The sequence below is a fragment of the Allobosea sp. 117 genome (assembly GCF_000702305.1).
GTDB lineage: Bacteria > Pseudomonadota > Alphaproteobacteria > Rhizobiales > Xanthobacteraceae > Ancylobacter.
In genome coordinates, this window is record NZ_JNLC01000012.1 from 399,055 (window position 1) to 424,335 (window position 25,281).

Below are 25,281 nucleotides of genomic sequence, written 5' to 3' on the forward strand. Positions count from 1 at the left end.
AGGCCACGGCGTCGAAACCAGCGGTTCCGGCGCCATGCTTGATGACGATATCGGGCGGGTCAGACACCCGCCCGCATCTCGGAGATCGGCGGCCCTATTCGGCGGCCGCCGCGGTGATCCCTTTCTGCGGACGCATGTCGGAGCGGCTGATGCCCGCGACCCGGACCGGCTTCTTCATGGCGTCGCGACGGAAGGGTTCGCCCAGTTCCTGGTTGAGGATCACCTCGACGAAGGTCGTCACCCCCTCCGCCTGATCCTTCGCCGCCACCTTGAGCGCTTCGGTCAGCTCCTGCATCGTCCGCACCGCGACGCCCTTGAAGCCGCACCCCTCCGCCACCTTGGCGAGGCTGAGCTTGGGGTTCAGCTCCGTACCGACGAAATTGTTGTCGTACCAGAGCGTCGTGTTGCGCTTCTCGGCGCCCCACTGATAGTTGCGGAACACCACCATGGTGACGGCCGGCCATCCCTCCCGCCCGATCGACGTCATCTCGTTGATGGAGATGCCGAAGGCGCCGTCGCCGGCAAAGCCGAACACCGGCGTGTCGGGGCAGCCGATCTTGGCGCCGATGATCGAGGGGAACCCGTAGCCGCACGGGCCGAACATCCCGGGCGCCAGATATCTGCGCCCTTCATCGAAGCTCGGATAGGCGTTGCCGATGGCGCAATTGTTGCCGATGTCGGTGGAGATGATCGCGTTGCGCGGCAGGCCGGCCTGGATCGCGCGCCAGGCCTGGCGCGGCGACATGCGGTCCTTGTCCCGCTCGCGCGCCTCGGCGTTCCAGCGGGTGCCCGGATCGTCCTCCTCGTGGTCCATCGAGGACAGCGCCTGCAGCCAGGCCGACTTCGTCTGGTGGATGAGCGCCGTGCGCTCCGCACGGCCGGCGTCGCCCGCGGTCTGCGACAGACGGTCGAGGATCTGGGCCGCCACCTGCTTGGCGTCGCCGCAGATGCCGACGGTGATCTTCTTCGTCAGGCCGATCCGGTCGGCATTGATGTCGACCTGGATGATCTTGGCCTCTTTCGGCCAATAGTCGATGCCGTAGCCCGGTAGCGTCGAGAACGGATTGAGGCGGGTGCCGAGAGCGAGCACCACATCCGCCTTGGCGATCAGTTCCATGGCCGCGCGCGAGCCATTGTAGCCGAGCGGTCCGACGGCGAGCGGGTGGCTGCCGGGAAACGCGTCATTGTGCTGGTAGCCGCAGCAGACCGGCGCCGACAGGCGCTCGGCGAGCGCGGCGGATTCGGCGATGGCATCGCCGATGACCACGCCACCGCCGTTCAGGATGACCGGGAACCGGGCGCCAGACAGGAGCTCGGCGGCGTCGGCGATGGCGTTCGCCCCGCCCGAGGGGCGCTCCAGCCGCACGATCTGCGGCAGCTCGATGTCGATCACGTGGGTCCACATGTCGCGCGGCACGTTGATCTGCGCGGGCGCGCAGCCGCGCCAGGCCTTCTCGATCACCCGGTTGAGCACCTCGGCCACGCGCGAGGGGTCGCGGACCTCCTCCTGGTAGCAGACCATGTCGCGGAACAGGGCCATCTGCTCGACTTCCTGGAAGCCACCCTGGCCGATGGTCTTGTTCGCCGCCTGGGGAGTGACCAGCAGCATCGGCGTGTGGTTCCAGTAAGCTGTCTTCATCGCCGTGACGAAGCCCGTCACGCCCGGGCCGTTCTGGGCGATGGCCATCGCCATCTTTCCGGTCACCCGGCTGTAGCCGTCGCAGATGAGCCCCGCATTGGTCTCGTGCGCGCAGTCCCAGAAGGTGATGCCGGCACTCGGGAACAGATCGGACACCGGCATCATGGCCGAGCCGATAATGCCGAAGGCATGCTCTATCCCGTGCATCTGCAGCACTTTGACGAAGGCTTCTTCGGTGGTCATCCTCATGGTGCTTCTCCTTGGCCGGACTACCGGCGCGGACCCTTCAGGCGGGCCGCTTCTTTCCTGCATCGTCCGGGACATCTCGTTGGTCGGTACGCACGGAAAGCCGCGGCGCGCCGTGCGTGCGTCCGTCCTCCCTTGACTTCGGGCGCGCACTTCGCCGCTAGCTTTCACCGGCCCGGCGGCGATCGTTCTGATCCCGACTGAGCCAAAGTGTGAACGGAACCAAAATCAGCCGCAAGAGAGAAATTCCATTTTTTCGCTTCAAACGCGATAAAAAATGGAATAGGAATTAAAAACAGATGGACGACATCCCTGACGCCCCGCCCGCCATGAAGGTATTCGGCCTGTTGGAGATCATGGCCGCCATGGACCATGCCCCGACGCTGGCCGAGCTCACGGATGCCGCCGACCTGCCCAAGCCCACGCTGCACCGCTGGTTGACGATGCTGGAGAATGCGGAGCTGATCCACCGCCTGCCGGACGGACGCCGCTACGAGCTGGCGTCGCGGGCGACCTCCCTCGCCTTCTCCATCCTCGCCAACAGCCCCGGCTCCGCGCGCCGCCACCAGATCCTGGAACGGGTGGCCCGCGAGCTCGGCGAGAGCTGCAACTTCACCGTGCTGGAAGGCTCGCAGGTGGTCTATCTCGATCGCGTCGAGGCATCGCTGCCGTTGCGCGTCGCCTTCCAGAAGGGCTCTCACGTGCCGGCGCACTGCTCGGCGAGCGGCAAGCTGTTCCTCGCCCTGATGCCGCCGGGCAAGCGCGATCGGCTTATCGAAGCCACCGGCCTTATCGCCTACACGCCCAACACCTTCACCGACCGCACGCGGCTCGAGGCCGAGCTCGGCGAGGTGAGGAAGGCGGGGTTCGCGCTCGACGACGAGGAATTCCTGTCCGGGCTGTTCTGCATCGCCGTGCCGGTGCTCGACGTCACGCGCAAGCAATGCGTCGCCGCGTTGGCGCTGCAGGCACCGATTCTGCGTCTTTCGCGCGCCAACGCGATGGAGCGGCTGCCGACGCTGCAGGCCGCGGCGGAGGCATTGGCCTCGACACTGACATAACACGCACAACGAAAACGGGAGGGATAGCCGGTCATGTCGATGCTAGAGACGAGTAATGCCCATCCGCGGCTCGGCATCCTCTCCCGGAAGGCGCTGGAGGCCGGCCCTCTCCGCGTCGGTGTGGTCTATCCCTGTGAGACCGGCGCGCTCGTCGCCGCACTCGATGCCGCCGATTGCGGCCTGATCGAGCCCGTTCTCATCGGCCCGAGAACCCTCATCTCCCGGATCGCTGACGCTGCCGAACGGAACATCGCGGACCTCGAAGTGGTCGACGCACCGGACGCGATCCAGTCGGCGCGCCAGGCGGTTGCCCTCGCCGGCATGGGGGCGATCGCGGCGATCATGAAAGGGTCGCTGCACACGGACGAACTGCTCGGCGCCGTGGTCGGCCGCGACAGTCCCCTGCGCACGGGGCGCCGGGCCAGTCATGTCTTCTGGTTCGATTGCCCGGTCTACCACAAGCCGCTGATGCTGACCGACGCGGTCATCAACATCGCGCCGACGCTGGCCGAGAAGGCGGACATCGTCCGCAACGCGGTGGAGCTTGCCCGCAAGCTCGGCATCGACAGCCCCAAGGTGGCGATCCTCGCGCCGGTCGAGACCGTCAATCCGGCGCTGCCGGTGACGATCGACGCGGCGGCGCTCTGCAAGATGGCCGATCGCGGCCAGATCGCCGGTGCGAAGCTGGACGGACCGCTCGGCTTCGACAATGCCGTGTCGCTGACGGCCGCAGCCACCAAGGGGATCGTTTCGGACGTCGCCGGCGAGCCCGACATCCTCTTGGTCCCGGACCTCAACTCCGGCAACAGCCTCTACAAGTCCTTTGTCTATCTGGGGGGCGCGGCCTGCGCGGGGGTGGTGCTCGGCATGCGCACGCCGATCATCCTGACAAGCCGGGCCGATTCGCAGCAGGCCCGCATCGCCTCCTGCGCCCTCGCCTCGCTGGCCGTTCGCGAGAACTGATCCGGCGCGGCAGTTCATCGATGGCTTCGGGCTACGGTCGCCGCGATATGGACCTAGGTCCTTCAAATCGCTGGCGCGTCGAGCAGGGCGAAACTGCAAACGCCTATGTTATTGAAATCACTACGCCTTAGTAACGTGCGCGAAATGGACTTGGCTAGGCCACGCGGTTCACGTCAATCAGATGGACCGTATGCTTGCATGGCACGAATGCTGAAGCCATGACTTGCCGCAGCTTCGTTGCAGCTCACATGTCGGGAAGGCCGGCTTTGCGCAGGCCGTCGGCGAACAGGGCGAAATCTTCCTGCCGGCGGATCGGCAGCCAGTCCCTCAGGGAAGAGAGGCGCAGAGCGGGGTTGAGCTCGCGCAAACGATCCATGGTTCGGCCGGCTTCCTCCCTGCGGCCCGATAGCGCCTGGCCGGCTGCGCCGATCGCTGCGGCCATGAGGAAGCTTGGCAGGTTTCGCTGAGCCTGGTCCGCCCATAGCGACGCAGTCTCGAAATGGCCGGCAAAAAGATGCGCCATCGCGATCCCGGCCTGCATCCGGTAGAGCTCGGGATCGACGGGGCTCAGACGCATGGCGTGCTCGAAATAGTCGATCGCCGCCTCCGGCTCGCCGTGCCAGACGCGCAGGAAGCCGCCGAGGAACCAGGCCGGCGCCAGATTGGGATTGAGGAACAGCGCGCGGTCGAGGAGACCGATGCCGCTCTCGAACTCGCCGGCGAGATGGGCGAGCGCATGGCCGGCCCTCGCCAGCACCACCGCGTCGTCCCGTCCGAGCTCGACGGCGCGACGGGCAAGGGCGATGCCCTCGGCCGTCTCCTGCACCGGATCGGTCGTCCAGCCATTGACCTTGCGCCAGAAATAGCCCCATGCCGCCATCGCATAGGGTGGAGCGAACTCGCCATCGAGCTCGATCGCCTTGCGGAAAAGCGGCAGCGCCTCCTCGACGGATTCCCTGCCGCCGCGATGCAGATGCGCGAGTCCGCGCAGATAGCAGTCATAGGCGTTGAGATTTTCGGTAGGCTTGCGCCGCGCGCGCTCGATCTCCGCCAATTCCATCTGCGGGGCGATGGCGCCGACGACATCGCCGGAGATACGGTCCTGCAGCGTGAAGATGTCGTCGAGGGCACCCTCGAAGCGGTCGGCCCAGAGATAGCCATTGGTGCTGGCATTGACCAGCTGGCCGGTGATGCGGATGCGGTCGGCGGCCTTGCGCACGCTGCCTTCGAGCACATAGGTGACGCCCAGCTCCCGGCTGATCTGTTTCACGTCGAAAGGACGGCCGCGATAGGCGAAGCTGGAATTGCGCGCGATGACGAACAGCCAGCGCACCCGCGACAGGGCGGTGATGATCTCTTCCGCGACGCCGTCAGCGAAATAGTCCTGTTCCGGGTCGCCGCTGAGGTTCTGGAACGGCATCACGGCGATGGAAGGCTTCTGCGCCGTCGCAGCCGTCGGCTGGATGGCGATGTCCGCCATGATCGCGGCTTTGCGCGACGCCTCCGGCATCCCGACCTGCCTGATGTCACCGACGAAGCGAAATCCCTTGCGGGCGACCGTGCGCACGAGGCGCTGCTCGGCGCCGGTGTCGCCGATCGCCTTACGCACCGCGTTGATGTGGCTGGTCAGCGTGGATTCAGAGATGACGCGGCCGTTCCAGACTGCATCGAGCAGGCCATCCTTGCTCACCACCCGCTCGTGATTCTCCACGAGATGAGCCAGCAGATCGAAGACTTGCGGACCGACGGCGACCGTCTGCGAGCCGCGAGTCAGCTCCCGTCGATCGAGGTCGAGCACGCAGTCTGCGAATTGGTACTTCAATTCAGCGCTCCATCGCCACGCGCAGGCGGGGCAGCTTGCCGCGCCGCTCTGCGGATCGCCCTCATATCATGACGCGTACGGAGCTTTTCTCATAAGGCCGCTCCGCGTCGCTTTGGACGTAAAAGCAAGATCAATCCAACCTCGCCGCAAGGACTTTACGCCGGCCTCGCCGCACCCTGCGCTCACGATGCAACCGAGCCGTGAGCGTGGATCGATGGACGAGACCATCCTGCGCGTGCCCTCGCCAGAGGATCTGTTCCGCGCTTCCCGACGCACCGAAGAACAGCCGTGGACCGCCTCCCGGCCAGCGGCGGGCGAGATGGCGCGCGTCCTCGGCACCACGCCGCGCCGCATCGTCACCGAGATTTCCGGCAGTTCCATCGCCCATTGGAAGCACGGCGAACTGCACGACGTCGTCGAGCCGATGAAGGACCATGTCATCATGACCTATGTCGGCACGATGCAGCGCCTGGAGCGCCGGACCGGCAGGACGCTCGCTTCCGGGACGGCGAGGTCGGGCGTGGTGACGATCATCCCGTCCGGTACCAGCTCGCGCTGGGACATCGGCGGAGCGGTCAACGTCCTCCAGCTCTATCTGCCGCACGCCGTCCTGGAACGCGTCGCCGCCGAAGCCGACACGGCCGGCCCCGCGCCCTTGCTCGAGCGCACCGGCCATCTCGATCCGACGACATCCCGCCTCTTGATGAGCGCGGCGGACGCTCTCGACGGTAGTGAGGCCCTGGACGCGCTGTTCCGGCAGCAGCTCACCGATCTTCTGGCGACGCGGCTCCTGTCCGCGCACACCGGCGCCGCTGCCAGCCCACAGCCGGCATTGGGAGGGCTGTCGCCGACGGCGCTGCGCCGTGCCATCGAGCGCCTGCGTTCGGATGACGACGCGGACCTGTCGCTCGCCGCGCTCGCCGCGGATGCGCATCTGTCGCGCTTCCATTTCTGCCGCGCCTTCAAGCAGAGCACCGGGCTGTCGCCGCACGCCTGGCTCCGGCAGCACCGGCTGGCGCAGGCCTCGACGCTGCTGCGCGATACCGACGAACCGGTCGTCTCGATCGCGGTGGCGCTGGGCTACGGCTCCCAGTCCGCTTTCGCCGCCGCCTTCCGGCGCCTGACAGGTGAGACCCCGAGCAATTGGCGCCGGCGCGCGCGATGACGGCAATCGCACGGCAATCGCAGCAATGCCTCTCGCGCACCGACGAGCGCGCCGAGGCTAGATCGATGGACTGACGCTCCACCGCCTTCTCGCATCGCAGCCCACCAAAGGCTCCGCCTGATGGCGGCGGCAACGGCGACCCGCACCTTCGGGACCCCTCACAGGAGTAGTTCACATGCGACTGGTCATCATCGGCGCCGGCTTCGCCGGCATGTATGCCGCCCTTTCCGCCGCGCGCCTGCGCGATCTCCAAGGCGTCTCGCCCGACGAGCTCGAGATCGAGCTGGCAGCGCCGCAGCCGACGCTGGTCGTCCGCCCGCGGCTTTACGAGCCCAGGCCCGAGACGCTCACGGCGCCGCTTCTGGAGCTGCTGGAGGCGATCGACGTCCGCTATGTGCAGGGCACCGCCGAGACGGTCGACACCCGTCTCAACTCCGTCGGGATCGTCACGGGTGGCAGCGAGCGCAGGACGCTGCCTTATGACCGGCTGGTTCTCGCGACCGGCAGCCGCCTGTTTCGTCCGGACATTCCCGGCCTTGCCGAGCACGTCTTCAGCGTCGACCAGCTCGACGATGCTGTCGCCCTCGACCGCCATCTTCACGGGCTGGCAAGCCGCCCGGCGTCGGCTGCGCGCGATACGGTGGTCGTCGCCGGCGGCGGCTTCACCGGCATCGAGGCGGCGACGGAAATGCCGGCGCGGCTGCGGACCATCCTCGGCGACAAGGCCGCTATCCGCGTCGTCATCGTCGACCGCAACGACGCCATCGCGCCCGATATGGGAGCCGGTCCGCGCCCGGTCATCGAGAACGCCCTGCGCAAGGTGGGCGTGGGGACCCGGCTCGGTGCCGGCGTCGCCGCGGTGGATGCGGGCGGCGTGACGCTCACCGGTGGCGAGCGCATCGAGTGCGCCACGGTGATCTGGGCTGCCGGCATGCGCGCCGCGCCACTGACCCAGCAGATCCCGGCCGAGCGCGACAATTCTGGCCGGCTGCTCGTCGACCGCGCCCTGCGCGTGCCGGGCGTCGGCGGCGTCTTCGCCACCGGCGACGCCGCCAAGGCGGCGTGCGACGACGTCGGCAACTACGCGCTGATGTCCTGCCAGCACGCCACCCGAATGGGCGCCTTCGCCGGCCACAACGCCGCCGCCGAGCTGCTGGGCGTGCCGACGATCCCCTACCACCAAGAGGCCTATGTGACCTGCCTGGACCTCGGCGACGCCGGCGCGCTGTTCACGCGCGGCTGGGACCGTCAGATCGAGTTCGTCGGCGCCGAGGCCAAGAAGATGAAGCAGGAGATCAACACGGTGTGGATCTACCCGCCTCGTGCCCAGCGCGACGTCGCCCTCGCCTCGGCGGAACCCGAGCGGGTCACCGACCTCTAGGCACAACCGATGCCGTGCGCGCGCCGCATCGGCGGCCGCGAGCGGATCGCCTCACGACAACCCACACCCCTCAGTGGAACCGATTGGCTCAGTTCCACCACCTCAACAGGAGATGAACATGAGCGTGCAAGACACCTCCGCCCCCCGTCGAACGGGACACGAAGAACTGGTGCCGTCGCGCTACGCGGTGCGGATCGGCGAGATCGACGTGCTGATCGTCAGCGACGGCGTCCTGCCGCTTCCGACCAAGATGCTGGGGCATAATGTCGAGCCGACCGCGCGGGCGGCCTGGCTCAACGACATGTTCCTGCCGGCCGAGGCCTTCGACTGGGCGCTGAACGCAGTCGTCGTCCGCAGCGGCCGGCAGACCATCCTCGTCGACGCCGGCCTCGGCCTCGATCCGGACCTGAACCTGCCGCGCGCCGGCCAGCTGATCCGGCGGCTGGCGGCCGCCGGCATCGATCTGGGATCTGTCACCGACATCGTCCTCACTCACATGCACATGGATCATGTGGGTGGCCTGCTCATCGACGGCGTCAAGGAGCAGCTCCGCCCGGATCTGCGGATCCATGTGGCGGCTGCCGAGGTCGAGTTCTGGAAAGACCCTGACTTCAGCCAGGTCAACATGCCGCCCGGATTTCCGGACACGCTGCGCGCCGCCGCGAAGCGGTTCACGCAGGAGTATCAAAGCCATCTGCGGCTGTTCGACGAGGAGTCCGAAGTGGCGCCCGGCGTGGTCGTCTCCCGCACCGGCGGCCACACCCCCGGCCACAGCGTGGTCCGCGTGGCGTCCGGCGGCGACCGGCTGATGTTCGCCGGCGACGCCGTGTTCGCGGTCGGGTTCGAACACCCGGAGTGGTACAACGGCTTCGAACATGACCCCGAAGAGGCGGCCCGCGTCCGGGTCCGTCTCTTGAAGGAACTGGCGGCTACGGAGTCATCGCTGGTGGCCACCCACCTGCCGTTCCCGTCCGTCGGCCATGTGGCAATTGATGGCGACCACTTCCGCTGGGTGCCGGTGTTCTGGGACTACTGATTTCGCAGCGCCGACCGGAGCATTTCCGCAATACAGTGAAACGCGGAAATGCTCCGGGACGCCCGAACGCATCACGCCGGCTCGGCCGGCGTGTTTTGCCGCACGCAATCCGGCAGATCTCTTCCATGTCTGGTGATGACCACTACCTGCCGCTTGCCCTGATCAACATCCTGGGCATTGCCGGCATCGTCGTCTGGCACGTTCAGGGCCGCAGCCGCCCGACAGCTCGCCTGATCGTCCAGATCCTGTTCTTCGCCGCCATGAGCCTCATTCTTTACATGGGAGGCATCGCGCCGCATCAGCCCGATGACGTCTACACGGAGGGTTTCGCCGAGTGGCTGTCGAAGTCCGCCAAGGTTCTTTGGTGGACCCACCTTGCATGGACGATCATCGGCCTTCTCCACATTTATGTCAGGCTCAACCGCAAGCCGCGGGAAGCCCATCTCATCTTGGACATGGCTGTTGCCGTCATCTATCTCGGCGTCGCGCTGTCGGTGATGGGCTTCGTGTTCGGCATGCCCATCGCCACTCTGGTGACGACCTCGGGCGTGGTCGCCCTCATATTGGGTCTGGCGCTACAGAACACGCTCGGCGATGTCTTTTCAGGCATCGCGCTGACGCTCGGCAAAGCCTATGCGATAGGCGACTGGGTGCAGCTGAGCGACGGTACGGCAGGCCGGGTCACCGAGACCAACTGGCGCTCCACAAATCTGCTGACCGGAGCGAACAACATCGTCGTGCTGCCCAACAGCCTGCTGGCGAGACAGGGCCTGACCAGCCTCAGCCGTCCCGACGAAACGCATCAGATCACAGTGGCCGTGCGCTTCGCCGCCGTGCAGCGGCCGCGCCGGATCGAGGCGGCGATGCGGTCCGTGCTGCAAGCCAGCACCCGCATCGTGAAGGATCCGCCGCCGGTCGTTGCCCTGAAGTCCATCGACGCCGTCGCGATCGACGTGGAACTGCAGTTCCGCGTCGCCAGCCTCGCCATGGGAACGTCCGCCAGGAACGAGATCATCGACCTCATCCACGACCATTGCGAAGCAGGCGGGCTCTGCCTGGCCTTGCCCGCGCAAAGCCTCTTATACGCGCCGGCGACAACGCGCGGCGAAGCTGTCGCTTCCGGTGCCGCATTGCGCTCACCCGGCGCGCCTTAGAACCGGCGACAGTATCCGAGTCGTCGGCCGGACGCGTGTCTCGCAACAGTAATGTCTGCAAGATCCGCCAGCGTGACGCTGCGCCGTTTCCGGCGCCGGCCTTCGTCGGCTTCCCATCTCATAGAAGCGACAACGTGGTGTCACCGTCGCAATAACTTGTCGGGAAGCAAGGATTGTTGGCGCAATTATTTGCGCCCTTGGCTCTGGGGATTTCCGGCGGCCACGTCGCACCGTGGAGGACAATCGGCGGTGCTGGCGCGCCGACCAGAGCGAAACTGCGAACACCTATGTCGTTGATATCGCGATGGTCTAGGACATCAAGGAAAGGGCTTTGCCACCACTATGAGACCTCCGGCTCCGCGCGCAGCACAGAGGTCTCTCCCTTCGCCGCAATTTGCAGAACCGGCAGCATGAGCGACTAGTAGTCAGGGACGCTCATCTCATCTCTCCAAACTGCTGCAGAAGACCGACGAGCGTCATGTTCTCCGCGATCGCATCATGCGGGATCAGGGCATAGCGCCATGCCTTGCCGCCGTAGCTCGCAGCGTGACCGCTCGCATGTCGACACCACTCGAGGGCGGAGTCGCGCTTTGCCAGCACATCCGGATCGGTCATCTGGTTTGAGGCCTTAGGTTCGAGCATCAAGATGCAGTCATCCGTCTCGGCCACGAAGTCCGGCTGATACTCCTGAAGGTCCGTGCCGCTGCGATAAAACAGCTGAAACTGCCCGCGCGCTGGCTTGAACCATTTCAGCGCCTCGCGATCGAGAACGACCGCCAGCTTCCGCTCGGCATCCGACTGGAATTTCTGGGTGGCGTACAGGCACTTCTGGAAGCCGCCGAACAGATATCGCGCCATGTTGGCCTTGTCCGCGGGGGACTGACGGAAATCGAGTGGCACCTCTCCGGCCGCCGCCGTATAGGCGCTCTTTCGCAACTCGGTGAAGCCGCGCGTGACGACGACCTCGTATTCGACCTCTGTGTCCTGCCAGAAGTGGTTCTGCATCTGCGCATGAACAAAGCGGGCAATCTCCTTCTGGTGGAGGCGCAGGATCTTGCGAACCCCGTCTTCAGGATGCGTGGTCAACAAATGGTTCGCCACCTGGGCCGCAAGATCGTAGAGCAGATCGGCATGCTCGTCGTAGGCCACGTCATCGAAGTCGATCAGGCCGCTGACGACATGGTCCTCCAACCGCTGCTCATCGATATTGCCGGCGCCGAGACCGATGCGGTCGACTTGCCCCGTCCGCAAATGCGCAGCCCATAGCGTTTCGTTCGGCACTTCGTAGCGCAAGCGCGACAGGTCGAGCGTGAATTGATGGAAGCCGGATTTCACCTCGCCCTTCGGCGTGACTAAAATGCGGGGAATATCGATCGTCTGCTGCACGACCAGGTCGACAGTTCGGGCGACGATGGCGGTGAGATCGGGTTGCTTGGCGATCCCATCCAGCTCCAACTGGCCGGGCTGATACTGGCTTTGGACCTCGCGCAGAACCGCTGCCTGCACCTCGGGTTTCTGTAGGTATGCGACGCTGGGCAGGCGCGATGGCTCGGTTTCCATCTTGCGGATCACATCATAGGCGATCCGAACGACCTGCTGCTCTTCGTTAGTGAATTCGGCCGGCGACTCCTCAAAGCCGGATGTGCCGTTGACCGGCGCATCAGAACGCAGGCCGAGCTTGGCGGCGAGTTGAGGCCGTGACTCGACCGTGACGGTCTTCTGCTGCAACTCCCCATCGGTGAGGATGACCTGCTGCAGGCGGATGGTCGAATCCGGCTTGCGCGCCTCGTCGACAATCTCCTGAAATCGGTCATGTGCTACAATGTTTAGTCGGTCGACGGCGGTGACCCCGGTCCGCCGGCCATAGGGCAGACGCAAACCCCGCCCAATTGACTGTTCGATGAGCGTGCGGGCATTGGCGGCGCGCAACGGCACGATCGTGTAGAGGTTGGTGACGTCCCAGCCTTCTTTCAGCATGTTGACGTGGATGACGATCTCGGTCGGCTCATCGGGGTCTTCAACCTTCAGCAGTCTCTCGATCGTCTCCTCTTCCTTTACGCTGGAATCGACCTGGATGACCTTGTCCGCATAGCGCCCCTCGAAGAAGGCGTTGGACTTGACCAGAGTCATCAGCTCCGCAGCATGTGTCGTATCGCGCGCGATCACGAGGATGAAGGGTTTGACGATCCGCTCGCCGATCTGGCGCGCATAGGTCTCCAGTTCGACCTTGACGCTTTCGTGCAGGCGCACGCCATCTTCCAGTTTGATCTGCTGCAGCTGTTCGGGCGACTTGCCGGTCGCGACGAAGTTCTCGCGGGTGACGACGGCCGGCTCTTTCACAAAGCCATCAGCCATGGCGCAGCCGAGCGGATAGTCGAAGACCACGTTCTGGAACGGCGCAGGTCCCCGCGTCGTCTCGACGAACGGAGTCGCGGTCAGCTCCAGCCCCATAACCGGTTTCAGCTCGTTGATGGCGCGCACGCCCGCGGTCGCCCGGTAGCGATGCGACTCGTCCATGATCAGAACGAGGTCCTTCTGCGCCGCGAGGTAATCGAAATAGCTGTCGCCGATCTCTTCCTTAAAGCTGCGGATGCGCGGGCTGCGGCCTCCCCGCACCTCGGAATTGATTTTGGAGATGTTGAAGATGTTGACGGTGACCGGGAACAGATTGCCGCCGCTGGCAATCTGCCGCTCGAAATTGTCGCCCGTCGTGATGACGGGCGGCGATATCGCGAATTCAGCGATGCCCTTCAGCACATATTTCGGCGTGTTCGGCGTAAAGTCGGTGATCAGCTTGTTGTAGATCGTGAGGTTCGGCGCGAGCACGAAGAAGTTGTTCAAGCCATGCGCTAGGTGCAGATAGGCGATGAACGCGCCCATGAGCCGGGTCTTGCCAACGCCGGTCGCCAGCGCGAAACACAGACTCGGGAAGTCACGTTCGAAGTCCGTGACTCTCGGAAACTCGCTCCTAATCGCCGCAAGCGCCGCCTCCAGATCAGCGCCCTTTCGCGGCGGCGCGAGTTCGGTGACGCGATCGAGAATTTCGAGAGATTGCCGCTGCGGAGCGCGGAGGCTGAGACGGCCGGCGATGGCGTTGACGTGACGGTTCATTGGTCGTCTCCCGCGAGATCGAACAGGCCCGGCTGGGAGGCGAAAAGGGACAGCGTTTTGTCGGCCGCCTTGGGCGCGGGCGGCGCCTTCGGCAGATTTTCGACATTGAGGCTGTAGTCGTCATGGCCCCATTCGCAGCGCTCGCGAATGTGGTTCGGAATCTTCTTCACCGTCAGGTTTGGCCAGGCGGATGTGTTGCCGCGGAACGCCGCGCAGAGCACGAGCAACGTGCGTCCGTCGCCGACCTCCTCGCTCAAGGCGTCAAGCTGCTCCGGCGAAAGCGTCTGCGTCGTCACATAAATGAAGTCACGCTCGGTCGACGTGCCATGTTGCCAATAGACGCTATCGCTCGGCGCATAGGTGAAGCCCTCGATCTTGCACAGCGCTTCGGCGAGCATCTCGGCATTGTAGGCCTTGCTGATGACCTCGCGGCCCCACTTGTCCTTTTCGAGGAGCGACGGCGCGAGCTTGAAATAGCGGAATCCGCCGCCACCCTGCCAGCCTGTCACCTCGGTCACGCCGCCCTTGTCTTCACCGTCAATAACCTTCTTCAGGCGGGGAATGATGTGGGTGTGTGCATGCTCGCCCAGCTCCACCATGATCCACCGCCGGCCCATCTTGTGGGCGACGGCGCCGGTGGTGCCGGATCCAGCGAAGGAGTCGAGGATGAGATCGGCCGGATGGCTGGCAATCTCGATAATCCTTTGCAAGAGACGCTCTGGTTTTGGTGTTGCGAACAAACCATCGCCGAAGAGCTGCTTGCTCTCCTTTTTTGCCTCGTCGTTATGGCCAGACTCCTTGTAGTCCCACCATGTCGTAGCAGGTATGGTGTCCGTCACTTCGGATATAAATCTTTTAATTGCAGGTCGCGCGCTGCCGTCGACACCAAACCAAATCCGATTATCATGAATTAACTCGGCGAATTTTTCTTTCGTGTAACGCCAGCTAGTTCCTGGAGGAGGCATTACCTGGCGGCCCGATGGCGTCGTTACAGGAAAAATGGCATAGTCTCGGACCTCATTGCGAAGCACGTCACCCGCCTTCCAAGGCCCACGAGGGTCATTGTCTCGATTGGTGTATCTGGATGTCTGAACTTCCGTTTTGGGCAGCCTATTGATTCGAACCCGTTCAATATCTTTCGCGATAACAAGAATAAAATCATGAGAGACCGAAAGCAGCTTTGAATCTGATTTTGGAGCGTATTTTTTTTGCCAAGCTATTGTTGTTATAAAATTCTTTCTACCAAATATTTCATCACATATCACCTTCAGATAATGCGCTTCATTGTCGTCAATTGTAATCCAAAGTGAGCCGCTATCTGACATTAGTCGTCGGATCAGCTCCAGCCTCTCGCGGATCAGCGAAAGCCAGAGAGAATGTTCAATTCCATCCTCGTACTCATCGAAAGCGCTGCCCGTGTTATAGGGCGGATCAATAAAGACGCATTGGACCCTTCCAGAAAATTCCTGCTCAAGCGCCTTCAGCGCGAGCAGGTTGTCGCCGAAGATCAGCCTGTTGTCGAAAATGTCGTCATCGCTCACCCGATGCTTCGCGTGATAGGACTTCTCCGGGTCCTCCAGCAGAATGCGCGGTTCTAGCCGCGGCCGGTTCTCTTTGCCCACCCAGGTCAGTTCGAGTTTTTGTTTTTTGGTCATGCTTGGTCCATTGCGGCTGGGGCGATCGCCGGCGCAGCCGCGCTGGCAGGAGCCTGTGGGTTCTGAGCGGCATCCAATTCGGCCAATCGAAGGAGGGCCTTCTCGGCAAGTGGCTGCGCATCGGTGAGATTGCGGAAGATGGCCAGAAAGCCGCGATCGACCTGCATCGCCCTGGAGGTCGCGAAGATCACCTCAGAAAGGTGATTGGTCTCCTGCGATATCTCGCGCTCCTCCTCGGCGGTGAGGGCCGGAGCCGCTTTGGCAATAAGCCTTGGCAGGCGATGTGCGACGAAGGCCATGATGAAATAGCGGCCGTGCCGGAAAAACATCCTGCGGTCATAGGCCGTCTCGGACCGCTCGCTGCCGGCCAGGATGCGGTCGACGAATTGATAGATGCGGACGAGCCTGCAGATCCGAACGCCGGATATCGATGCCGGGAAAAGTTGGGAATAAATCGCGCCTTCCTGTTCCCATAGGCGACCGATCTCGCGCTTGGCGATGACGACGAGGTCGATCGCGTTCTGTCCCCTATGGCCCCTTCGCTGCCCGTCCGTAACGGCGAACGCGAGGCACGCCAACGCGAGCGCCGCCTCTTCGAGTGTGAACGCATCGTCCTGCCGGATCCGGGATTCCGCGGACGGCCGATAATGGTAGCGAATGCCGACGGCCGCGAGTTCCTGCCGGATCCGCTCCTGATTGGGATCGAGCGCTGCGAAATCGACGCCCCGCACCTGATTCTGGTAGTTCCGCGCCCGCGTCACGCGGACAGCGAAATCGTCGGCCGGATCCGGAACCTCGATGATCGTGATATGAAGCTTTGCGTTATCAGAGATAGCTGCCGCCAGCGACGCCGTCGTGATGGAGCCCGCGGTCTGGGCGCCGTTGACGATCGAGAACGCTGCGAGCCCGAACACGCAACGGTCGGGGGAGCCCGGCGCGGGCGTGATGGCAGACGTGACAGCCGTGATGCCATTGTTCAGGTAGAAAAAATCCTCCGGACGTCGCCGCACGGTTTCCTCGATCGCGACATTCACACCGACCGAGCCGAGATAGTGCCGGATGTTGCGTTCAAAGAGCGCGGTCCCATGCTCGGTCACCAGCGCCGCAAGGTCCTGGCCCTTCACCAGCCCATAGACCGCCTTCCGCGGCGCGGTCACACTCGACCATTTTTCCAAGGTGAGACGGATATCGACGGCTTGGGTTGCCTGCTCGGCGACCATCCAGTCATAGGTCTGCGTGATGCCGACAACGGTGGCGCTCATGCAGTCCGAAAGGCTGTTGCACTGAGCGACGAAGGCGTCGAGGTCCACTTTCGCATGGATGTCCAACGCTTCGCCGAGGAATGGAAGAATTAGGCAGATCTTCACGCCCGGCGTGTCGAGCGCTTCCTCGATTTCATCCAACCGGTTCCTGACCGCCGCATTGAAGCCGTCGAAGCGCCGCTCGATGAGCGCTTTAGCGCCATTGATGAACTTGAGCGTCTCGGCCTGATTTGGACCTGTGCCCTGCGGATTATCGGCGTTGTTTGGCCGCTTGTACTTGGATTGAACAACAATGAGGCGTTGCTTCGCGCGATCGAAATGGAGTGCGTCGATACCACCATCGTCACTACCGTCGACCAGTGCGCCAGCAGCGGTCGCATCGGCGATCCCGCATATTCCGCACAGCGCATAAGCCGCGAGTGAACGTGAACACCGATCAATGTCATGCTGGTCAGCTGTCCATTTCTGAGCGCGTTCCGGCACCAAGGGGAAAAACCGGCGCCGGAGCGCAGCTTCGATGTGAGCGATTTTCTCCGCAGCGTTGGGCATGGCTCAGTCCAACGTCCAGCGGATGGTGAAAAGAGGTGCAACTTCGACCCTCTGTTCGAGCTTGGACTCGATCTGGGCGATGAGATCAGCACGCTGCCGGTCGATCTGGTCCTGCGCGTCGAAGAGCGAGCGCCGCTTCTGATTTCGCGTCGATTCGAGCGTTTTGATCTGTTTCTGCCCCGCGAGCTTTTCTTCGAGGGTCAAGGCGGTCGTGGCAGCGCGGCGAGCTTCCTTGATGAGCCTGTCGATTTCCTTGATCTCGCGCTCCAACCCGACCTTGAGGTCATCTGCCCAGCCATCGAGCTTGTCGGCTTCGGCTTCGAAGAAACGCGCGTTTCTTTCCGACACGCTTCTGCGGATCAGCGCCTGACTTTCGCTCAATGACCTATCGAGACGCGTCATGGCCCCGCCGTCGGGGGTGATATCCTGTCCGCGCGTGCCATGAATCGTCAGAAGGCGATCGCAGACTTCGCGGGTGAGCAAATCGCCTTCATCGGTGATCCCTGAAAGAAGGATGTGGTCCTCCGCCTCGTCGAGGGCCTCAACCGTCATCAAGGATGCGACCAGCCAGCCGGCCTTACCGATGAAGGGCTCCAGAATGCTGATTTTCCCGGAATGGTTGGCGTAGTCGAAACGTACCTCTGCCGGGGCGAGCGGGCGTTCCTTCGCGCGCGCGACAACGGCTTCGCCCAGGGGATGATTGAGCCGATAGGTGTGTGCCTCGCCGGACCGTCGCGGCAATTCGTAAAGCCCGGGCGGAATGGCGGCGCCATTTGCCCATTGAGGCCGTGCGGGCAAGGTGAACGACGAGCTGTTGTGGAACGTCGCCAACCCGTCGAGTTCATGGCGCGTCAGGCGCATCAACCACTGCTCATAGCGATCGAGATGAACCTTCGCGTCCTCGTCTCGAATCCGGAGCTTCTCTCGGACCTCGTCATCGAATTTTTCGAGGAGCTTCTGCCGCGTCTGGCTCATGGCCACATTGATTTCGAGGCTCAGCTCTAATTGTAGCTGGTCGAAGGCGGCCCGGATTTGTTCGGGTTGACGGCACTCCTGGTAGATGCCGGCTATCCTCTTCTCGAAATCGACCCCGGACTCAATCGCGCCTAAGACCTCGTCGCTCGCGCCGAACACCCCTTCGAAAAGGCGAAATTTTTCGGAGAGCAGCTGATAGACGCGCTGATCCGCCTCGTTCTTGCGATTGATGAAGTTCACAACGACGACGTCGTGCTTCTGGCCGTATCGATGGCAGCGGCCGATGCGCTGCTCCACACGCTGTGGATTCCACGGCAGGTCATAGTTCACGACGAGCGAGCAGAATTGCAGGTTGATGCCCTCGGCGCCGGCCTCCGTCGCGATCATGATCTGACCTTCATCACGGAAGTAATCAACCAGCGCAGATCTCATGTCCGCGGTTCTGGACCCCGTCATCCGGTCTGACCCGGCATGCCGCTCGACCCAGCGTGCATAAATCTCACGCGACAAAGGGTCTGTGTTTGTGCCGTTGAACAAAACAATGCCGCCTGCATATGGGCTACTGGCGAGAATGCGTTGAAGGTATTCCTGCGTTTTCCGTGACTCGGTGAAGATGATCGCCTTTTCAGCGCCACCAAGTTCGCGCGCTTTTGCGCAGGCCACGTCCAAGGCCTTCAGCAGGGCCTTGCCCTTGGCGTTGTGTTCTATCGAGGTCGCCAGCTTCGAAAAGGATTCTAGTTCTGCAATTTCTGCCTCAATGGCTTTGCGGTCGGCGTCGGTCAGTGGTTCTTCCTCCGCCTCCTCCGGCCACTCGTCGGCAGTCTCATCGAGAGCTTCGAAATCCTCGGAAAGCTCCTCCTCCAAAGGCGTCGCGACAGGGTGGGCATCCAGCTTTGCCTTTAGTCGCTGCGAGATTGAATTCAGGGCGCCTGCGATCGCAAATGTCGACGACGCCAGCAGTTTGCGTAGGACAAGCGTCATCAGCGACCGCTGTCCTGAGGGCAGCGCCTGGAGATTGTCGCGCTGCAGGTAGTCGGAAACGAGCTGATAGAGACGGTCTTCACCGTCCGCGGGCGTAAACTCCTCGACCAGAGGCAAGCGACGCGTGTACGGGATATACGCGGTCACCTGGCGCCGTAGTGTCCGGTGGCAGATCGGCTTCAGACGCTCCTTCAGCGCTTCGAAGTTGCGCTTATCTCCCGGATTCGCGAACTGTTCCCGGAAACTCTTAATGTCACCAAAGGCATGCTCGTCAATGAAACTAACGAGACCATACAATTCCAGCAACGAATTCTGGAGAGGAGTTGCAGTCAGAAGCAGCTTGTTCTTCTGGGCGAGTGCATTCTTGAGCGTGTTCGCGATGACATTCGACGGCTTGTAGACGTTCCTGAGGCGGTGAGCCTCGTCAACCACCACAAGATCCCAAGGCACCCTATGCACGTCTGACGCCTTGGAACGCGCGAACTGATATGAGCAGATCACGATCGCATTGTGGACTTCGAAAGGCTGAAGAACCCCATCCCGGATGGACTGGTTATAAGACTTGGATTCCAAGATCACACCGGGGAGCAGAAATTTCTCGCTCAGTTCCTGGTGCCATTGTTTGCGCAAGTTCGAGGGCACAATGACCAGGATACGACGCTTTCTTTCGGCCCATCGTTGGGAGATGACCAACCCGGCTTCAATCGTTTTTCCGAGACCAACCTCATCGGCAAGCAGCGCGCCCTTTGAAAGGGGCGATGCAAAGGCAAACAGCGCAGCGTCAACCTGATGCGGGTTCAGATCGACCTGAGCGCCGGCCACCGCTCCAGCCAAACGTTCAGAGCTATCTGGCGCGCACCGTTTCGTGAGCTCGTAGGCCAGGTACTTTGCATGGAAGTCAGTGATCATCCTGCCTCCCACGACGTGCCGCCTTCAAGTCCGAAGGCTTTGGCTCACTCTGCGCCGCCGACGGGTTGAGGGCGACCTTCTGCGCCTCAATCCACCGATCAAGATCAATGCGCTTGAACCGCCACTGTCCTCTTACCTTGAATGCCGGGATCTCCGCTCGCTGAGCCATCGTGTAGACAGTTTTCTCCGCCACCTTCAGCAGGCTTGCCACTTCCGGCAATGTCAGGATTTCGTCGGGCATTGGCCAACCGCGGTTTAAGGTTGCCAATGGATGCCAGATAGCGCCAGCTTACGCTAGCCTCGGTCAGAGGGGCGGAGCCTGGAGAGATCGAACTCGCGCCCTACACGAGAGACCGCGGGATGGTAGGCCTGCGCGCTGGCACCACGAGCACTGCTTCAAGCAGTGAAGGTGACGGGGCTCTGTCGCTGCAACTGCGCCAGTCGGGCGATATCTCTGCGAATGCGTCGCAGCTCGGGCCATGGGAAATGCCGCCCCTCGGCGCCATCCGCTCCGATGGCGATCAGCACGTCGAGCTTCGCCGAGAGGCCGCGCAGAGAGACGGCATCCGTTGCAAAGAGTCTCGCGATCAAGCGCTCTTCTTCGTCGGATGTTGCCGCCTCTTCTTGCCGGGTGACAGAGTAGCCGATGGCGCGATCAGCGTCGTCCCAGCGCCGCTGATGTGCCCACAGTGCGCCAGCGACTTCGTCGCGCCGCGTGCGAAGCGACGGCAGGTCGGCCGCAAGCTCATCGAACTGCCGCATGGAACCAATCCGCATCGGCGATGGCAGTTCGGCCGCAGTAAGAACCGCCTCCGGGAAGCCGATCGTTCGCGCAAGTTCGGACTCCAGACGCTGCTGTTTCCGACACAGGGCGAGCGTGCGCCGATGCGCGGCGCGCCACGCTTTCCACTCAATGACAGCTGCGTCCGTCGTGCCGGCATCCTGCGACGCGGCAGCAGCCGAACTGTTGAAGGAAGAGCCGCCGACCGTCACGAGGGCGGCAGAGAGAAGGTCCCTTCGGGATGGCCGGGACAGACTCGTGCTAATCTCAGAATCAGCCATGATCCGAGCTCCAAGCAGCTTGGGTTGTGGTCAGGCCGGGCTGAGTGTTACCGCACTTAGTCCGGCCGTCGAAACGATAGAAATAGTATCAAATAGGGCCCGACTCGTGTCAACTCAGGATGAAGAAACGGGACCTGAGCTCATCACGACGCGACAAGTGAAGGCGGCCCGAGCGCTGTTGGATTGGTCGCAGGCCGACTTGGCGAGAGCGGCAGATGTGTCCGAACCGACGCTTGCACGATTGGAAGCTGAAGACGGAACATTAGGCGGACGTCGAAGGACGAATGACAAGCTCCGCAGCGCCCTGGAGCGCGCCGGTATTGAGTTCATTTCCGAGTCCGACGGCGGGATAGGTGTCCGCTTTCGTAAGCCGTCAGCGTCCGACTGACGCTGCATCAGCCGCAGCAGACGCGTGAACAAACTGCGGGATCAGCGCAGCTCGACGGCAGGTTCGTTGCAGCGTTTCTGCACGGCAGCGGACACTGATTGGTATCTTCAGTGCAGGTTCGACGGCAGCGCGACCCTGTAGCAGCCGGGGCGGCGTTAGCGCGTCATAGGTTGGCTCGGGCCGCCGTCAACGTTGCTCGGTTGCTCTTTCGTAGTATATTCGGCATGCTTTGTTAGTTTATGTGCGACCGTGGCAGATTAGAAGGGATTGATGGCAAGATAAAGCGGATTTTCAATCCGCGCGGGCGACGCCCGTAAAATGTTGTCTGCACGTTGTTTTCCGTTCCGGAAAACGGATCTAAGCGGCCCCGCGGAAGGTGCGGATCTGCGCGGCGGTCGTTCAAAAGATTGATATTTGGCCGATTTTCGTGTGCATGCGCAATGTGCGCTCCGCCGGCCCTGCGCCAAAGCCGACGTTTCCACGCTATACTTTGATCGCTTGTTTTTCGACTTGCGGCGCGCGCTTTGGCGGCCAAACGTGCGGTCATGAGACGCCGCGACGAGGATGATTTCCGCATCAAGCCGGGCCGGCCGCGAAGCCGGGGGACGCGGCTGAAGACCCACGAGCTGCCCTTCGTCCAGCAGGCGCTGATCGCCGCGCGCCAGGCCAGTGGCGGCGCTCGGTCGGGTGGTGTCTTCGCCCGTGAAGGACGCGGCAGCGGTCGGTTCAATGCGCGGGGACGTGGCGCCAAGGTGATGGCGTCGCTGCCGCGTGACAGTGGTGGGTGGCAGTCGGGTTCCTCAGGCCGGTTCCGCTCCCGCCGCGTCGTGGTCAAGGCGCGGGTGGTGAAGCTTGCCGGGAAGGGGAAGAGCGCGCGCGGCCCGAAGATGCGCGGCGCGGTCTCGGTTGGCGCGGTAGGGGCTCATCTGCGCTATCTCGAACGCGACGGTGTGACCCGCGACGGCGAGAAGGGGCGCGCCTACTCGGCGCTTGGTGACGAGGTCGACACCAGGGCCTTCGTCGAGCGGAGTGGTGAGGATCGTCACCAGTTCCGCTTCATCGTCGCGCCGGAGGATGCCGCCGAGCTCGGCGACCTGAAGCGCTTCACCCGTGACCTGATGCAGCACATGGAGAATGACCTCGGGACCAAGCTCGACTGGATCGCCGTCGATCATCACAACACCGGCCACCCGCACAGCCATGTTCTCGTGCGCGGCGTGCTCAATGATGGCCGCATCCTCAACATCGCCGGTGACTACATCGCCCATGGCATCCGCCACCGGGCGAGCGAGCTGATGACGCTGGAGCTCGGCCCGCAGACCGAGGTCGAGCTGCAGAACAAGCTGCGCCACGAGGTGGACGCCGACCGTCTCACTCGGCTTGACCGGATGATGATCGCCGAGCAGCGTGAACACGGCATCCTCGATCTCCGGCCGGACGCTGGCGAGAGTTATCTCGTGCGGACCAACCGACATGTGCTCATCGACCGGGTGAAGAGGCTGGAGAGCTTCGGCATCGCCGAGGAGATCGAGCCGGGACGCTGGAGCATCGCGGAGCGGGCCGAAAGCACGCTCCGCGCGATGGGCGAGCGCGAGGACATCCTGCGCACCATGCATCGCGCACTGGCCGATCACGGGCTCGCGGAGAAGCGCGGCGCCGCGCAATACGTCACTCATGGCAGCCGCATCTCGCATGCCCTCATCGGCCGCGTGCTCGACAAGGGATTGGCGGGCGATGAGATGGGCGAGCGGTTCTATCTGGTCATCGATGGCGTGGACGGACGCACCCATCATGTCGAGACCAGCGACGCCTCCCGACTGGAGGACATAAAGCGCGGCCATATCGTCGCGCTCGACCCGCTGCCGACAAAGTCCGATCCACGCCCGGCGGACCTCAACATCGCCACCATGGGTGAGAGGAGCGGCGGCATCTATCGGCCGAGCGAGCATTTGGAACTCGCACGCCCGACGATCGAGCAGCAGCGCGGCGATCCGGACGCGTTCATCCGCGCCCATGTACGCCGGCTGGAAGCCCTGCGCCGCGCCGGCCATGTCGAGCGCATCGACGCGGATCGCTGGAAGATCCCGGACGATCTCCCCGAGCGCGGCATCGCCCACGATGCGCGAACCGGGCGGAAGGACTTCGCGGTCCGCACGCTCTCCACCTTCGATCTTGACCAGCAGGTCGCCAGTGATGGCGCCACTTGGCTCGATCGGGAACTAGCCTCCCGCCAGCGCACCGAGCTATCCGACGTCGGCTTTGGCCGTGAGGTGAGCGACGCCTTGGAGCGCCGCCGCCAGAGCCTCGTCGACCAGGGCCATGCCGTGCGGCTGGAGAACGGCAACGTCCGTGCGCCGCGCGACATCCTCGTCCGACTTGAAGCGGTCGAGGTGGAGCGCGTTGGCCGGGCCATGGCGGCGGAGCGCGGCCTTGCCTACACCCCGAGCCAACCGGGCGAGTATGTGTCCGGCCGGCTCGCCGGCTCAGTCAATCTGGTCAGCGGGCGCTTCGCCATGATCGACGACGGTCTCGGATTCCAGCTCGTGCCGTGGCAGCCCGTGCTGGAGAGGCAGATCGGCCGGCACATCTCCGGCGTCTCCCGCGATGGCGGGGTCGAGTGGAGCCTCGGCCGTAATCGAGGGCTGGGGCTTTAAGTCGGGCTAACCTGCGGCGGTGGCGTCTCCAGATCGGGATCGGCCGGCAGAGGCGCGAACTTATCGACTTCCGGGAACAGCGTGCGCTCGCGCAGCCAATCGCCAAACGAGGCGGGATCGAGCGCACGCTCCAGTTCGCTAAGGCGCTGGCGCGCCCAACTCAGCATGCGCCGCGTCTCGGCATCCTCGATATTCGCCGCCCACGCGATCCAGGAGCGCAGTTGTTCGGCCTTGCGGCCCATCTCGACGATCTCGTCGAGCAGTTCGTCGCGTTCCTCCTCGCGCTTCGTGCGCGCCTCTGTCCGCGTCCGGTTTTCCTCCGCGCGGCGGCGGAGGCGTGCGTTGCGCTCATCTTTGAGGCGGTCATCACGCCGGTAATCGATCCAGCCATGGAGTTCCTCGATGATAGAGTCGAGTTGGGCTTCCAGGGTCGCACGGCTGTTGTCCCGCCAGTTGCGTCGGCGCTGGTCCATGCTCCAGGCTTCAATGGAGATCGTCAGCTCACCGGTCGGGATATAATCGAACTCGGGATATTGGCGTTCGTAGGTGAAATCCCAATCACGGTAGCGAGCCGAGCGCCGATAGCGCTCCTCTGCCTTCAACTCATTGACCGTCGGATCGTGCTTTCGGCGCTTTATCGTCTCCGCCAGGATGAAGGGCACCTTGTCGACGCCCCGGCGAACTTCGACGTGCTTGCCCGCGAGGGTGCAGGAAATTTCCCGCGCCTCCATCCCGCGCGCGATGCTGTCGAGAATGAAGATCGCCCTCTCGACCGAACCGGCTCCCAGTCGCATAGACAGCAGGCCTTCCCCGCTAATCGCGATGATGCCGTCATGATCCGGCTTGGCCCGGCGCAGCGTATGGGCGGTCAGCGATACGGCCGTGTGGGGTTTGTCGATCCGGCTCCACTCGATCGTCCGTGTGTTCGGCTCTCGTGGCTTCATCAGCCGGCGCGGTGCGATCGCTGCCTTGCGCCCCCGTTCGAGGCGCTCCTCGATGACGGGATCTGACGGGCTCGTCGGATCGAGGCTGATGAGTTCGACAGCAGGATCGGCCGAGGAGGCAAAGATCGTCTGCCTCGGGTTCTTGCCGGCCGCCTTGTCTCGCCAATAGGCCGCCGTCGGCAGCGGCACGCGATGCTGGACGCATAAGTCCCGCAGTCGCCAATGCGAAAGGCCGAGCTTGCCGGCGACGGCGTCAAGCGGCTCGGCCCAAACGAGATCGTACATCTCGCGGCGGGTGATATGGGCAATCATGCGGATATGCGA

The 25,281-nt window shown here is 63.4% G+C and carries 17 protein-coding genes; 8 read left to right on the plus strand and 9 right to left on the minus strand.

Features of this window, described 5'->3' with window-relative positions; translation table 11 throughout:
• Nucleotides 1–94 precede the first annotated feature (94 nt).
• Nucleotides 95–1,888 (minus strand): sulfoacetaldehyde acetyltransferase, encoded by a 1,794-nt coding sequence (gene xsc / locus U742_RS0111115; RefSeq protein ID WP_029352973.1) that lies wholly within the window; start codon nt 1,886–1,888, stop codon nt 95–97.
• 296 nt (nt 1,889–2,184) lie between these two features.
• On the opposite strand from xsc, the gene U742_RS0111120 reads away from it, so the two are divergent.
• Both U742_RS0111120 and U742_RS0111125 read left to right on the plus strand, forming a co-directional pair.
• Complete coding sequence (locus U742_RS0111120; RefSeq protein ID WP_029352974.1) at nt 2,185–2,946, plus strand: IclR family transcriptional regulator; 762 nt, start codon at nt 2,185–2,187, stop codon at nt 2,944–2,946.
• A gap of 33 nt (nt 2,947–2,979) precedes the next feature.
• Nucleotides 2,980–3,909 carry a bifunctional enoyl-CoA hydratase/phosphate acetyltransferase gene (locus U742_RS0111125; protein ID WP_156034202.1) on the plus strand — a complete coding sequence of 310 codons (930 nt, stop codon included), beginning with the start codon at nt 2,980–2,982 and terminating at the stop codon, nt 3,907–3,909.
• A 244-nt stretch (nt 3,910–4,153) separates the two neighbouring features.
• On the opposite strand, the gene U742_RS0111130 is transcribed toward U742_RS0111125, so the two are convergent.
• A complete protein-coding gene (locus U742_RS0111130; RefSeq protein WP_029352982.1) occupies nt 4,154–5,731 on the minus strand; it encodes a winged helix-turn-helix domain-containing tetratricopeptide repeat protein in 1,578 nt (525 codons plus the stop codon).
• A 214-nt stretch (nt 5,732–5,945) separates the two neighbouring features.
• Between U742_RS0111130 and U742_RS0111135 the strand changes: the two genes are divergently transcribed.
• The 4 genes from U742_RS0111135 (at nt 5,946) to U742_RS0111150 (ending at nt 10,467) form a co-directional block, all read left to right on the plus strand.
• The gene (locus U742_RS0111135) at nt 5,946–6,896 is read left to right on the plus strand and encodes a helix-turn-helix transcriptional regulator (protein ID WP_029352984.1); all 951 of its coding nucleotides are present in this window, start codon (nt 5,946–5,948) and stop codon (nt 6,894–6,896) included.
• Between the two features lie 175 nt (nt 6,897–7,071).
• Entirely contained in the window at nt 7,072–8,277 is a 1,206-nt protein-coding gene (locus tag U742_RS0111140; protein ID WP_029352986.1) for an NAD(P)/FAD-dependent oxidoreductase, read from the plus strand.
• Nucleotides 8,278–8,395: 118 nt separating this feature from the next.
• Nucleotides 8,396–9,313 carry an MBL fold metallo-hydrolase gene (locus tag U742_RS0111145; protein ID WP_051661086.1) on the plus strand — a complete coding sequence of 306 codons (918 nt, stop codon included), beginning with the start codon at nt 8,396–8,398 and terminating at the stop codon, nt 9,311–9,313.
• 125 nt (nt 9,314–9,438) lie between these two features.
• Nucleotides 9,439–10,467: a mechanosensitive ion channel family protein gene (locus U742_RS0111150; RefSeq protein WP_038361169.1), complete on the plus strand. Its 1,029-nt coding sequence runs from the start codon at nt 9,439–9,441 to the stop codon at nt 10,465–10,467.
• A gap of 435 nt (nt 10,468–10,902) precedes the next feature.
• On the opposite strand, the gene U742_RS0111155 is transcribed toward U742_RS0111150, so the two are convergent.
• The 6 genes from U742_RS0111155 to U742_RS0111185 form a co-directional block, all read right to left on the minus strand.
• Nucleotides 10,903–13,578 carry a DEAD/DEAH box helicase gene (locus tag U742_RS0111155; protein ID WP_029352992.1) on the minus strand — a complete coding sequence of 892 codons (2,676 nt, stop codon included), beginning with the start codon at nt 13,576–13,578 and terminating at the stop codon, nt 10,903–10,905.
• Entirely contained in the window at nt 13,575–15,233 is a 1,659-nt protein-coding gene (locus U742_RS0111160; RefSeq protein WP_029352994.1) for a site-specific DNA-methyltransferase, read from the minus strand. The genes U742_RS0111155 and U742_RS0111160 overlap by 4 nt, the downstream gene beginning before the upstream one ends.
• Nucleotides 15,230–17,044 (minus strand): AIPR family protein, encoded by a 1,815-nt coding sequence (locus tag U742_RS22025; RefSeq protein WP_038361172.1) that lies wholly within the window; start codon nt 17,042–17,044, stop codon nt 15,230–15,232. The genes U742_RS0111160 and U742_RS22025 overlap by 4 nt, the downstream gene beginning before the upstream one ends.
• Nucleotides 17,045–17,047: 3 nt before the next feature.
• Nucleotides 17,048–19,909 carry an SNF2-related protein gene (locus U742_RS0111175; protein ID WP_029352997.1) on the minus strand — a complete coding sequence of 954 codons (2,862 nt, stop codon included), beginning with the start codon at nt 19,907–19,909 and terminating at the stop codon, nt 17,048–17,050.
• Nucleotides 19,899–20,150 (minus strand): methylation-associated defense system helix-turn-helix domain-containing protein MAD1, encoded by a 252-nt coding sequence (locus tag U742_RS0111180; RefSeq protein WP_081852948.1) that lies wholly within the window; start codon nt 20,148–20,150, stop codon nt 19,899–19,901. Before U742_RS0111180 ends, U742_RS0111175 begins: the two co-directional genes overlap by 11 nt.
• Nucleotides 20,151–20,305: 155 nt before the next feature.
• Nucleotides 20,306–20,971, minus strand: coding sequence for a hypothetical protein (locus U742_RS0111185; RefSeq protein WP_029353001.1), 666 nt, complete (start codon nt 20,969–20,971; stop codon nt 20,306–20,308).
• Here U742_RS0111185 and U742_RS22885 point away from each other — a divergent pair.
• The gene (locus U742_RS22885; RefSeq protein ID WP_156034203.1) at nt 20,970–21,359 is read left to right on the plus strand and encodes a helix-turn-helix domain-containing protein; all 390 of its coding nucleotides are present in this window, start codon (nt 20,970–20,972) and stop codon (nt 21,357–21,359) included. The genes U742_RS0111185 and U742_RS22885 overlap by 2 nt on opposite strands.
• Before the next feature lie 545 nt (nt 21,360–21,904).
• Entirely contained in the window at nt 21,905–24,013 is a 2,109-nt protein-coding gene (locus U742_RS0111195; protein ID WP_029353004.1) for a DUF3363 domain-containing protein, read from the plus strand.
• Here the strand turns inward: U742_RS0111195 and U742_RS0111200 are convergent.
• Nucleotides 24,010–25,281: hypothetical protein (locus U742_RS0111200; RefSeq protein ID WP_248310332.1), on the minus strand; the 1,272-nt coding region annotated here is incomplete at its 5' end. The genes U742_RS0111195 and U742_RS0111200 overlap by 4 nt on opposite strands.

Coding starts and splice junctions, on each gene's coding strand:
- U742_RS0111125 (WP_156034202.1), top strand. CDS start 2,980: ATGTCGATGCTAGAGACGAGTAATGCCCATCCGCGGCTCGGCATCCTC.
- U742_RS22025 (WP_038361172.1), bottom strand. CDS start 17,044: ATGCCCAACGCTGCGGAGAAAATCGCTCACATCGAAGCTGCGCTCCGG.
- U742_RS0111150 (WP_038361169.1), top strand. CDS start 9,439: ATGTCTGGTGATGACCACTACCTGCCGCTTGCCCTGATCAACATCCTG.
- U742_RS0111120 (WP_029352974.1), top strand. CDS start 2,185: ATGGACGACATCCCTGACGCCCCGCCCGCCATGAAGGTATTCGGCCTG.
- U742_RS0111155 (WP_029352992.1), bottom strand. CDS start 13,578: ATGAACCGTCACGTCAACGCCATCGCCGGCCGTCTCAGCCTCCGCGCT.
- U742_RS0111185 (WP_029353001.1), bottom strand. CDS start 20,971: ATGGCTGATTCTGAGATTAGCACGAGTCTGTCCCGGCCATCCCGAAGG.
- U742_RS0111195 (WP_029353004.1), top strand. CDS start 21,905: ATGAGACGCCGCGACGAGGATGATTTCCGCATCAAGCCGGGCCGGCCG.
- U742_RS22885 (WP_156034203.1), top strand. CDS start 20,970: ATGATCCGAGCTCCAAGCAGCTTGGGTTGTGGTCAGGCCGGGCTGAGT.
- U742_RS0111180 (WP_081852948.1), bottom strand. CDS start 20,150: ATGCCCGACGAAATCCTGACATTGCCGGAAGTGGCAAGCCTGCTGAAG.
- U742_RS0111135 (WP_029352984.1), top strand. CDS start 5,946: ATGGACGAGACCATCCTGCGCGTGCCCTCGCCAGAGGATCTGTTCCGC.
- U742_RS0111175 (WP_029352997.1), bottom strand. CDS start 19,909: ATGATCACTGACTTCCATGCAAAGTACCTGGCCTACGAGCTCACGAAA.
- U742_RS0111145 (WP_051661086.1), top strand. CDS start 8,396: ATGAGCGTGCAAGACACCTCCGCCCCCCGTCGAACGGGACACGAAGAA.
- xsc (WP_029352973.1), bottom strand. CDS start 1,888: ATGAGGATGACCACCGAAGAAGCCTTCGTCAAAGTGCTGCAGATGCAC.
- U742_RS0111160 (WP_029352994.1), bottom strand. CDS start 15,233: ATGACCAAAAAACAAAAACTCGAACTGACCTGGGTGGGCAAAGAGAAC.
- U742_RS0111140 (WP_029352986.1), top strand. CDS start 7,072: ATGCGACTGGTCATCATCGGCGCCGGCTTCGCCGGCATGTATGCCGCC.